The 9,791-nt window shown below is 55.4% G+C and carries 11 protein-coding genes and 1 pseudogene; 5 read left to right on the plus strand and 7 right to left on the minus strand.

What is annotated here, in order from left to right:
• From M0974_RS00785 to M0974_RS00800, 4 genes are all read right to left on the minus strand, one after another.
• The coding region (locus tag M0974_RS00785; RefSeq protein ID WP_297831369.1) for an MFS transporter at nucleotides 1-524 on the minus strand (524 nt) is incomplete at its 3' end.
• Nucleotides 525-624: 100 nt separating this feature from the next.
• Nucleotides 625-2,229 (minus strand): sensor domain-containing diguanylate cyclase, encoded by a 1,605-nt coding sequence (locus tag M0974_RS00790; RefSeq protein WP_297831372.1) that lies wholly within the window; start codon nucleotides 2,227-2,229, stop codon nucleotides 625-627.
• Between the two features lie 273 nt (nucleotides 2,230-2,502).
• Nucleotides 2,503-3,429: a Gfo/Idh/MocA family oxidoreductase gene (locus tag M0974_RS00795; protein WP_297831374.1), complete on the minus strand. Its 927-nt coding sequence runs from the start codon at nucleotides 3,427-3,429 to the stop codon at nucleotides 2,503-2,505.
• 86 nt (nucleotides 3,430-3,515) lie between these two features.
• On the minus strand, nucleotides 3,516-4,427 hold the full coding sequence (locus tag M0974_RS00800; protein ID WP_297831377.1) for a LysR substrate-binding domain-containing protein: 912 nt from the start codon (nucleotides 4,425-4,427) through the stop codon (nucleotides 3,516-3,518).
• A 106-nt stretch (nucleotides 4,428-4,533) separates the two neighbouring features.
• Here M0974_RS00800 and M0974_RS00805 point away from each other — a divergent pair, with 106 nt between their 5' ends.
• Both M0974_RS00805 and M0974_RS00810 read left to right on the plus strand, forming a co-directional pair.
• Nucleotides 4,534-5,322, plus strand: a complete 789-nt coding sequence (locus tag M0974_RS00805) for a 2OG-Fe(II) oxygenase (RefSeq protein WP_297831380.1) — start codon at nucleotides 4,534-4,536, stop codon at nucleotides 5,320-5,322.
• A gap of 117 nt (nucleotides 5,323-5,439) precedes the next feature.
• On the plus strand, nucleotides 5,440-6,297 hold the full coding sequence (locus M0974_RS00810; RefSeq protein WP_297831382.1) for a transporter substrate-binding domain-containing protein: 858 nt from the start codon (nucleotides 5,440-5,442) through the stop codon (nucleotides 6,295-6,297).
• 7 nt (nucleotides 6,298-6,304) lie between these two features.
• On the opposite strand, the gene M0974_RS00815 is transcribed toward M0974_RS00810, so the two are convergent.
• Nucleotides 6,305-7,297: an NAD(P)-dependent alcohol dehydrogenase gene (locus M0974_RS00815; protein WP_297831397.1), complete on the minus strand. Its 993-nt coding sequence runs from the start codon at nucleotides 7,295-7,297 to the stop codon at nucleotides 6,305-6,307.
• A 175-nt stretch (nucleotides 7,298-7,472) separates the two neighbouring features.
• On the opposite strand from M0974_RS00815, the gene M0974_RS00820 reads away from it, so the two are divergent.
• The gene (locus M0974_RS00820) at nucleotides 7,473-8,039 is read left to right on the plus strand and encodes a TetR/AcrR family transcriptional regulator (protein WP_297831385.1); all 567 of its coding nucleotides are present in this window, start codon (nucleotides 7,473-7,475) and stop codon (nucleotides 8,037-8,039) included.
• On the opposite strand, the gene M0974_RS00825 is transcribed toward M0974_RS00820, so the two are convergent.
• Both M0974_RS00825 and M0974_RS00830 read right to left on the minus strand, forming a co-directional pair.
• The gene (locus tag M0974_RS00825; RefSeq protein ID WP_297831388.1) at nucleotides 8,026-8,247 is read right to left on the minus strand and encodes a hypothetical protein; all 222 of its coding nucleotides are present in this window, start codon (nucleotides 8,245-8,247) and stop codon (nucleotides 8,026-8,028) included. The two genes, M0974_RS00820 and M0974_RS00825, sit on opposite strands and share 14 nt — an antisense overlap.
• The gene (locus M0974_RS00830; protein WP_297831391.1) at nucleotides 8,237-8,530 is read right to left on the minus strand and encodes a hypothetical protein; all 294 of its coding nucleotides are present in this window, start codon (nucleotides 8,528-8,530) and stop codon (nucleotides 8,237-8,239) included. The genes M0974_RS00825 and M0974_RS00830 overlap by 11 nt, the downstream gene beginning before the upstream one ends.
• A gap of 281 nt (nucleotides 8,531-8,811) precedes the next feature.
• Here M0974_RS00830 and M0974_RS00835 point away from each other — a divergent pair, with 281 nt between their 5' ends.
• On the plus strand, nucleotides 8,812-9,639 hold the full coding sequence (locus tag M0974_RS00835) for a transposase (protein WP_297831394.1): 828 nt from the start codon (nucleotides 8,812-8,814) through the stop codon (nucleotides 9,637-9,639).
• Nucleotides 9,640-9,666: 27 nt separating this feature from the next.
• Nucleotides 9,667-9,791 (plus strand): annotated as a pseudogene (locus tag M0974_RS00840) (acyl-CoA dehydrogenase); the annotation flags it as partial.

Here is a 9,791-nt window from a genome sequence, read left to right on the forward strand (position 1 = left end):
AAGGTATTACGGATGCCAATCAGCGGCGGCAATAAACCACCAATCAATGGCCCGACCAAACTGCCGGCCATGATCCCCGACGACAGCATGCCCAGCGCCCATCCCGAGCGAGCCTTGGGCGTTTGCGTGGCAACCAGGATAGTCGCGCCGGACGCATAACCACCGAGCAATCCAGCAAGCAATCGCAGTAGAACGAGTTGCCAGACATTCTCCGCCAAGCCAATCAACGACATGGCTATTGCCATCCCCAGGCTTGCCCGAATCAACATCAACTTACGGCCGTAACGGTCACCCAGCCTGCCCCACAGCGGCGCAGTAAAAGCGGCGGAAAGGAACGTGGCGCCAAATGCCACGCCTGACCATTGCACCACCGCAGCCGGATCGCTCACGCCTAGATGCTCGACATACAGCGGTAAGAAAGGCAGCAGCAATGTCATTGCGATGATGGTGGTGAACGAACCGAATACGCACACTGCCAGATTGCGTTGCCAATGCTGTTCGGTGGAACTTAATTCCGCTGCCATGCCGACCATCCAGAGAAGGAGAACGGCACACGCTACAGCGTTGGCTTCAATAAATAAAAGTCATGTTTTTTATGCAATGGATTCCATATTGGAATATCGCTTAGTGCACAGCCCCATAGGGGTCCAACAAAGGCACTTTTACGGTGGCTGCAACCACCCGGTTGCGACCGCTTAGTTTCGCGGTGTAAAGCATCTTGTCCGCCAGCTTTAACACCTCATCAATACTCGATGAGGACTGTGGCCAGTGCGCTACCCCCAAGGAAATAGTGATGTGCCCTGCGCTTTCAAACAGGGCACTTTCAACCTGTTGACGCAGACGTTCGCAAATCCTCAGGGCCACCTCGGGCGAGCTGTTGGGTAGAAGAATCAGAAACTCTTCTCCCCCAACACGGCATACAACATCGTTATCACGGGTATTGAGGCGCATCAACTCACCCAATCGCTTAAGTACTTTATCGCCAACGTCATGGCCAAAGTTATCGTTGACTGCCTTGAAGTGGTCAATGTCCACCGCAACCGCTGCAAACGGTGTGTGCTCACTTTCCAGTCGCTCCAGTGAACTGTCCAGAACGCGACGGTTAGATAAACCGGTAAGCGCATCTGTCTGAGCTTCATTGGTCAACTTGCTGATTTTGGCATGCAGTAAACGAACACCCACCAGCATGACGCGCTTAAGTTGGGCCGCCTCGTAGTACCAAGGCTTGATACTTTCAATTCGACCCACCGCACCAGGCATCTCCATTTCTTCGGCACTTTGCGCCAGCAACAGCAGCGGGCGTGATATCAAACGCGCCAACCACCACACAATAATAAAACCGAACACGGCCAACGGCAGGCTATTGCGCAACACGTCCAGCATCAGGTTATTGAGTGCAGCGAGGGTCGCCTGAGTTTGCTTTTGCGCGACGATCCCCCAATGCGCCGAAGGCACATTGGCATAACCCGCCAGCATGTTGATGCCCTGACTATTAACCAGCCGCTGCATGCCGCTCTCACCGCGAATTACCGCATCGATCACGGTATTACCCTCCGCGATTTCGCCCACCCGTAATGGGTCCGGATGAAACAAAAAACGGCGGTTTTGGTCGACCACGTAAAGATAGGACCCGTCGTGGTAGTACTGTTCCCCTAGCAAGTCGTAGAGCATATTTTTATGCTTAAGGTAAAGGGTGCCGCCTATATAGCCTAGGTAACGACCTTCACGATCAATGATCGGATGAGACATAAACACCACCAAATGACCTGCCAGCGAAATATAGGGCTGACTGATCAGTGGGAGCCTTTTACTCAATGCCTCAAGCGCGCCGGGGGTCTTTGCCATTTTTTGTTTGCCGGTAAACAGCTCAGGCGAAACAGCACGTACCCAGCCTTGCGCGTCGACGATCGCTACGGAGTTGAAACTGTTAGTTTGCAAGTGCAGCCTTCGCACTTCCGATTGCAGTGTTTGGGTACTGTCCAGCTGATCACCTAACAACGAAGCACTGTACGCCAACTGCTGTTTTGCCGCCGCCAGAAATGCGTCAGTACTGTTTGCCAGTTTCATCGCGTAAACACGGTTTGCCTCCAATGTGTTGTCGATCAACAACTGCCGTTGCACTCGATAACTGGCGTAGAGACTATTGACCAGCGTAAGACCTGCACTCAGAAGTGCCAAGGTGATAATGAGTCTGCGTAAATTAACGCTGAATATATGTTTGGTTCGCATGCAGGCTACCCGATGGTTCGTACTTGACGGCGCGACGCGCTCTTTAACCTCGGTAAGAGGGTGTGGAAATTGCAACGAGAACCTCTGCACTGACCGTACGATAAGGTACAACTTCCTACAACAGCTAAGCGTGAGACTGGCCAAAAGTCGTACGGACTCTTGTCCGGGATCAATAAAAATGGAGAGGGTAAACAACCGGGACATTCGCAACACACCGAGCTGTGCGGTGGCGACTTCAGTCAAATGCCCCTTTAGCGCTGCCGAAGCCTGTAATCAATCGTAAAACGGCTCGACCAGCTCGCGACTGCCGAGGAAAAAACTGTCTGCTACCAAGCGCAATGGCTGCACATCCATATCGCTGGCCTTGGTGCGAATCAACTGCTCAAAATGGCGATACACCGCCGGGTACTCCCCTTCTTCTGCTACCTGTTGGGCGATACCGTCGATCGTGAGGCAAGCGCCGCCACTGTCCAGGCGCAATGTCCCTTCCTTACAACGAACCTCGATACTCCAAAGTTCATCATGACCGTGGTCAAAATCAAATTCGGCGCGAATCTCTAGGTGCTTGGCGTCCGACAGGTTCAACGACGCAGCTATCGGTGACTGGCAATTGCTCGGTACGCGCAGTGCGGCCGACGCTACAAACAGTGGCGATGGCAACAAATGGGTAACGATAGACAGCGCATTGATGCCCGGATCAAAAACACCCAAGCCGCCCGGTTGCCAGATCCAGGCTTGGCCGGGATGCCATTTGCGAACATCCTCTTTCCAGTCAATCTGCACCGATTGCAACGTACGACTCGCTAGCCAATCGCGGGCAGCGTCAACACCGGGAGCAAAGCGCGAATGCCACGCGAACAAGCCGCTCACGCCGTGCTCATGGGCGTGCTCAACCAACGCCATGGCCTCACCAAGGGTGGCGCATGGCGGTTTTTCCACCAAGACATGCTTGCCCGCAGTCAAGGCTGCACGCACCAACGCATAACGGCCTTGGGGCGGTGTGCAAAAAGCGATGGCATCCAGCTCTGGACCCTGCTCAAGCATTTCACTCAGGGAGCTGAAGTTTTCTACCCCAGGGCACGGCTGCCCTTGGCTGGCGACAGCAAGCAGTTGGAAGGCCGGGTTGGCACAAATCGCGGGGACATGCTGATCCTGCGCAATTTTGCCGTAACCCACCAAACCGAGACGAATCGGTTGCATCTGTGACTCCTGATTTTTGTAGTTTTATTCTTAAACGAAAAGTTGATCCAGCAACCTAGACGTAAATACACGGCTAAACAACTGGATCATGCAGTGTTCGATGTCAATTCAAGCATGGCGATCAAGCGTTTGATATCCGCCCTGGTGGACTTTGCCGCTGGGACGAAAGCGCAATACGCGTGACCTAGGCGTAGCGCAATGGGCGACAGCACAATCAGCCGACCGGCTTCCAGATCGGCGTGGGCAATGGCCTTTTGTCCCAGTGCGATACCCAACCCAAGCCGCGCCATGGCAATAGACAAACTGGAGAGCCCGCTGCGACGACCCTGCGCCGGATCAGGCCGGTAAGGGCTACCCGCCTCGGCAAACCAATCGCCCCATGTCGGGTGAGAGGCAAAGCTGGCACCCCAATGGGTATGAATAAACAGATTTTGCTGAACCGGCTCCAGATTGAAGTCCTGATTGCCGTGGCGATACCAAAACTCGGGCGCACACAGTGGAACCACCTGATCATGGGCAAGCACAATGGCTTGAAGGCCAGGGTAATGGTAATCGCCATAAGCAATACGCAGGTCGATGTCGCCACGCGCCAGGTCTACCGGATCGTCTTCGACGCGGATGTCGATGGACAGTTGCGGGTAAAAATCCAGCAATCCTGACAACTTCGGCGCCAACCAATGTTCAGCAAGGGAGAACGGCACGCTCACCACCAAGCGTCGGGCATGCAAATCGCCCTCAAGCATGCGCGCAGTCATGTTGGCGATATCACCCAAGGCGCGGGCAGTTTGCGGGTACACGTCATGCCCGGCATCGGTCAAGGTCAGCCGGTTTCCAGTGCGAACGAACAACTGTCGGCCAAGAAAATCTTCCAGGTGCCGCACCTGCTGGCTGACGGCCGCCGACGTCACCCCCAGCTCAGAAGCAGCCAACACAAAGTTGCCCAACCGAGCAGTAACCTCGAAAGCCTTGACCGCATTCAGGGGAGGAAGTCGGTTCACATGATCATTCCTTCGAAAGATTTTCTTGGGTAACGCTAACAATTTATGCCGTTGTTGGGAAGGTAGCGGCGCGCTAGTTTGGCACCTCAGACAACGCGAGGTGCACATGCACGACATTTTGGATTTGCAACGCTATCCCCTGGACCAGGAAGGCACTGCGCAATGGCGGGCAATGCTCGACACGGCTCGATCCGAGCTGCAGGCCAATGGAATGTTCAACCTGAAGCAACTGCTGCGCCCCTTCGCTGCGCAACAAGCAGCCGAGGCACTGCGCCCTACGATGGACAGCCAATCACACGTCCATAAGCGCATGCATAACATCTATTTCAAACCCGAGATTCCTGGCCTCGCGGCCGACCATCCCGCATTGCGCAAGGTCGAAACCGTCAGCCAAACGCTGTGTGCTGATCAAATCGAAAACAGCATCGTGCTGAGGATTTATCAGTATGAACCGTTGATACGCTTTATCGCGGCCGCCATGGACAAGCCAGTGCTGCACGTGATGGAAGACCCTCTGGCCCGCGCCAATGTCATGAGTTATCGCGAAGGCCAAGCCCTGAACTGGCACTTCGACCGCTCCGAATTTACCACCACTCTATTGCTTCAGGCGCCTGAGGCTGGCGGTGAGTTTCAGTACCGCAGCGACCTGCGTTCCGATGAAGACCCTAATTACGAAGGTGTCGCCAAGCTACTGCAAGGTGAAGACCCGGCCGTACATAGCCTCTCGCTCGAGGCCGGGACGTTAAATGTGTTCCGCGGCAAACACACCGCTCACCGGGTCACTCCGGTGCAAGGTGGCCGCGACCGAATGATCGCGGTGTTTTCCTATTACGAAAAGCCCGGTGTGTTGTTCAGCGCAGAAGAAAGAATCGGCTTCTACGGCCGAGCTTCTTGACCGGTTAATGCGTGCCCTATAAGCACCCTATATAACAAATGAAGCACCCATATTGCGTCCCTGACGCGCCGTTTTACCCATGCCAATCAACGTCTATTTGCAGTGGGGATGTACCCAATGAGCTATTTGAAAACCGTGACAAAGTCGGCGACCTACGCCTTGATCGCACTTACCTCACTGTGCGCCGCCGTGGCGCAGGCCAAGGAGTGGAGCACAGTCACGATTGCGACCGAAGCCGCGTATGAACCCTGGAACATGACGCTGCCAGGCGGAGGAATCGGCGGGTTCGAGCCAGACTTGATGAAAGACTTGTGTACGCGGATCAAGCTGCAGTGCAACTTACAGGCGCAAGACTGGGACGGCATGATTGCCGGCTTGCAGGTGCGCAAGTTCGACATGCTCATGGACGCCATTGTGATCACACCGGAGCGGGAAAAGGTCATCGCATTTTCTATTCCCTATGCGTCGACTCAAGGGGTGCTGGTTGCGGTTGACAAGGGTTTGATCGGCGGCGCTGGACCATCCGGGCAAATCGCCAAGCTCACTGGCGACGCTGCCCACGACAAACCGACCATCGATGCGTTGCGCACCCTGGTCAAAGGTAAATCCATCGGTATCCAGTCCGGCACCGCCTACACGCAGTTCATCGAAGACAACTTCAAGGACATCGCGACCATTCGCGAATACAAGAAGTCTGGTGAACACGTGATGGACCTGCTGGCTGGACGGATTGATTTCGCCTTCGACGACGTCACGTTTTTCAGCTCGATACTGGACAAGCCGGAATACCAGGCAATCGCCATGGTGGGCCCGAAGATCGGCGGTTCGATCTGGGGACCCGGCGAAGCACTAGCGTTTCGTCAAAGCGATCCTGATTTGAAAGCAAAGTTTGACGACGCGTTGCGCGCAGCACTGGCGGATGGGACGGTGAAGACCTTGTCGCAAAAGTGGTTCAAGACCGACATCACCCCTTGAGCCGCAGTTAGATTCCCCGCGCCATGTCCACTACAAAACGGTAGTGGACATCGCCTTTCTCCAGCCGGGCAAACGCCTCGTTGATCTCGCTCATGGCGATTACTTCCACGTCCGCGACGATCTTGTGTTCTGCGCAGAACGCCAACATCTCGTGTGTATCAGCAGTGCCCCCCGAACCTGAACTGGCAATGCTGCGTCTGCCTATGGCCAGCAACATCGGGCTGAAATCGAACTGATCGGGGATCCCCAACGAGCACAGGGTCGCGTCGACCTTCAAAGCTGACAGAAACGGGTCCATGGGATAACGCTTCGAAACCGTATCCAGAATGAAGTCAAAGCGAAGCGCCTGAGCTGCCATTTGCGCTGAATCGGTCGACAGCACCACTTCGTGGGCACCGAGTTTCAACGCCAACTCGGCCTTTTTTGGCGACGTGGTGAACGCAACCACATGCGCGCCCATGGCCCTGGCGAACTTCACCGCCAAATGCCCAAGCCCGCCAATCCCGACAATACCCACGGTCTTACCCGGACCGACATTCCAGTGGCGCAGTGGTGAGTAAGTGGTGACGCCCGCACACAGAAGCGGCGCGGCGGCGGCCGGGTCCAAGCCCTCTGGCAAGTGATAGACAAAGTGCTCATCGGCCACATACTGGTCTGAATAACCGCCTCGGGTGCGCGTGCCGTCGACGCGATCAATGCCATCGAACGTCGTGGTCGGGAACTCACGGCAATAGATTTCTTTGTTGGCCTGGCACTGTTCACAGTGGCGGCACGAGTCGACGATGGTGCCGATCATTACCTTGTCGCCAACCTTAAAGCGCTCAACCGCCGCACCGATCTCGGTGACTTCGCCGACAATTTCATGCCCCGGTACCAGCGGAAACTCCTGACCCCACTCGTTCATCGAGTGAATGTCGGAGTGGCAAACGCCACTGAATAAAATCTTCACTGCCACATCTTTCGGCCGTGGCGCACGCCTTTCAAACGACCAAGGCACCATCGGACCACCCCGCTGCAAGGCCGCATACGCTTTGGTGGTTCTTATGCCGCTGCCGCCAACAGGAACATTGCTCATTGCCATCTCCTCAGTCATCGCTTTACACTTCACGGAATATGTAAAGACACTAACACCTTTACACTAATCGTCAACTGTAAGATTTGGACAGCCTCGCAATATGCAAACCAAGGAAGATAGAATCATCGACGCGTCATTTCAGCTGTTCTTACGGCACGGCTATCGAAAAGTGAGCATGAGCGACGTCGCTGAAGCCGCGCTAATGTCGCGCCCTTCCCTTTATGCTTCATTCGCCAATAAAGAAGCGATTTTTGCTGAATTGGTCCGCCGACAGTGCGAGCGTAATCTGGCTGAAACCACGGCGCGTCTGAATCACGTCAGGGGCCTGCACGAGCGCCTGAGTTGCGTGTTCGATATTTGGGTCATTGAGCCTGTTGCCTCGGTCATCGATTCGGAAAACGCCACTGAGCTGTTAGCCAACTGCGCAGAATTCGCGCCACAAGCGTTGGCAGATTTGTATGAGCAGATGGAAGCGCAGTTGGTCGCCGTGTTATCGGACTACCCTACCGGGGGCTCGTCACAGGCCGCGAAGGACACCGCACGCATCCTGCGCCTGGCCGGTTCCGGCATAAAATCCTCAACCGAGAATCTGCCAGAACTGCGGCGCTTGGTGAGTGGGCTGATCAGCATGGCAGTCGCGGCATCGGGCACGGCTAGTTCTGATTAACTGCATTTTCAGATGCCGCAGTCTCGGTAGACGCATCCACCATCACCGCAATAATCCCGAGCATCAGTTCCAGACGCGCAGTCCCAGTCGCAGCTATAGGGTTCAGCCACGCAGGCGACTGATTGAGCAACGTGACAATACTCGCTGTACAGCCATGTCCAGCAGCGCCAAGCCCAAAGCTTTCAGCCAGAAGTTCTTCATAGCGCAAACGACGAGCGCTTGCGTGCGCCTGTAAAATCCTCACTCAAATGCCGCCATTCGCTTTCAACGATTTGAAAGTGCTCAGGCATGCACGCCTGCAACGCCAAATGCATTTTGACCATGGCGCGCAGTCGCTGACGTGCGGCGACGCGCTTTCGGATCTGTAATGCTTGAACATAAAGCGCGTCAAACAATTCCTCGAAAAACTCGTACAGCAAGGCCTCCTTACTCTCGATGTGGTTGTAGATCGAACCGCAACCGATGCCCAAAGCCGATGCCAGCTCGCGCATGCCCACATTGCTGTAGCCCTTGATGGCGAATAGCGATAAAGCAAAATGTCGAGTTTCCTCAAAGCGTTTGATAGCTGCCGCCCTCTTTTGATTAATGACCGCAGCAGAATGATTGGGCAACGCAAAGGCCGCAATTTCGAAAATTGAAAGGCGCCGTTTTACCCCACGATAACGCAGGTGGCATTAGGCAAAACCTCATACGGACTTATGGAAATGCGAATTCCCCAGCTCGCAACCACCCCCCATCATGTGCAGCACAGTAGCCAACAACGGATACGCACATGCAGGCTTTCGAACGCGGGGACTGGCTGGGCCGAACCCAAGAACGCCACGACCATTTCGGCACCCACGCCCTACGGCGCATTGCCGCAACCTTTAATGCCCCGACGCCAAAGCACGGAGAAGAATTGCCTTGGTTATGGCACTGGTGTTTCTTCGACGATTGCGTCAACAGCAACGGCTTGGGCCCCGACGGGCACCCGCAACTGGGTGAATTCATGCCGCCAGCTCACGGGCGTAACCGCATGTGGGCCGGCAGCCGAGTTGAGTTTATCCAACCTCTGCAAGTAGGAATGGATGCCCGGCGCACCACCATCCTCCAGCACATAGAAGAAAAGCACGGGCGCAGTGGTTCACTGCTGTTCGTGACCCTTGCCCATGAATATTGGCAGGCCGGTCAGCTATGCGTTCGCGAGGAACAAGACATCGTTTACCGCGAACCCACGCCGCCGAAACTGGCGGCAGGCGATACGCCGCCCGAAGCGCAATGGAGCGAACCAATCAGCCCTGATCCATTGCTGTTGTTTCGCTATTCGGCCCTGACCTTCAATGCCCACCGGATTCACTACGACTTTGCCTATGTTACTGAAACCGAGGGCTATCCCAACCTGGTGGTGCATGGCCCTTTGACCGCCACCCTCAACCTCGCGGCTTTTGTGCGGGCGAACCCGCTTGCCCAGGTTCGGCAGTTTTCCTTCCGTGGCGTCCGGCCACTGATTGCCCCGGCCGAGTTTCAAGTGGCGGGTTGCCACACCGCACGCGGCATTGCCGATCTATGGGCCAGCGACGCGGGCGGTATCAGCCAGCGCGCCAGCGTTAAATTCGACTGAGCATTGCAACACTCTTAAGGATCGATGATGAACCCCAATAACAACGAAGAACTGAATGCTATCCGCGAAGGCGTGCGCGCCTTGTGTGCCGAATTCGACGCTGCTTACTGGCGCAAGATCGACGAAGAAAAGGGCTTCCCGGAAGCCTTCGT

The sequence above is a fragment of the Pseudomonas sp. genome (genome assembly GCF_026224925.1).
Classification (GTDB): Bacteria; Pseudomonadota; Gammaproteobacteria; order Pseudomonadales; family Pseudomonadaceae; genus Aquipseudomonas.

Bases quoted from the DNA above. Each gene is read 5' to 3' on its own strand.
- M0974_RS00805 (WP_297831380.1), top strand. From the start codon at position 4,534: ATGCACGACATTTTGGATTTGCAACGCTATCCCCTGGACCAGGAAGGC.
- M0974_RS00820 (WP_297831385.1), top strand. From the start codon at position 7,473: ATGCAAACCAAGGAAGATAGAATCATCGACGCGTCATTTCAGCTGTTC.
- M0974_RS00830 (WP_297831391.1), bottom strand. From the start codon at position 8,530: ATGCGCGAGCTGGCATCGGCTTTGGGCATCGGTTGCGGTTCGATCTAC.
- M0974_RS00810 (WP_297831382.1), top strand. From the start codon at position 5,440: ATGAGCTATTTGAAAACCGTGACAAAGTCGGCGACCTACGCCTTGATC.
- M0974_RS00835 (WP_297831394.1), top strand. From the start codon at position 8,812: ATGCAGGCTTTCGAACGCGGGGACTGGCTGGGCCGAACCCAAGAACGC.
- M0974_RS00795 (WP_297831374.1), bottom strand. From the start codon at position 3,429: ATGCAACCGATTCGTCTCGGTTTGGTGGGTTACGGCAAAATTGCGCAG.
- M0974_RS00815 (WP_297831397.1), bottom strand. From the start codon at position 7,297: ATGGTGCCTTGGTCGTTTGAAAGGCGTGCGCCACGGCCGAAAGATGTG.
- M0974_RS00790 (WP_297831372.1), bottom strand. From the start codon at position 2,229: ATGCGAACCAAACATATATTCAGCGTTAATTTACGCAGACTCATTATC.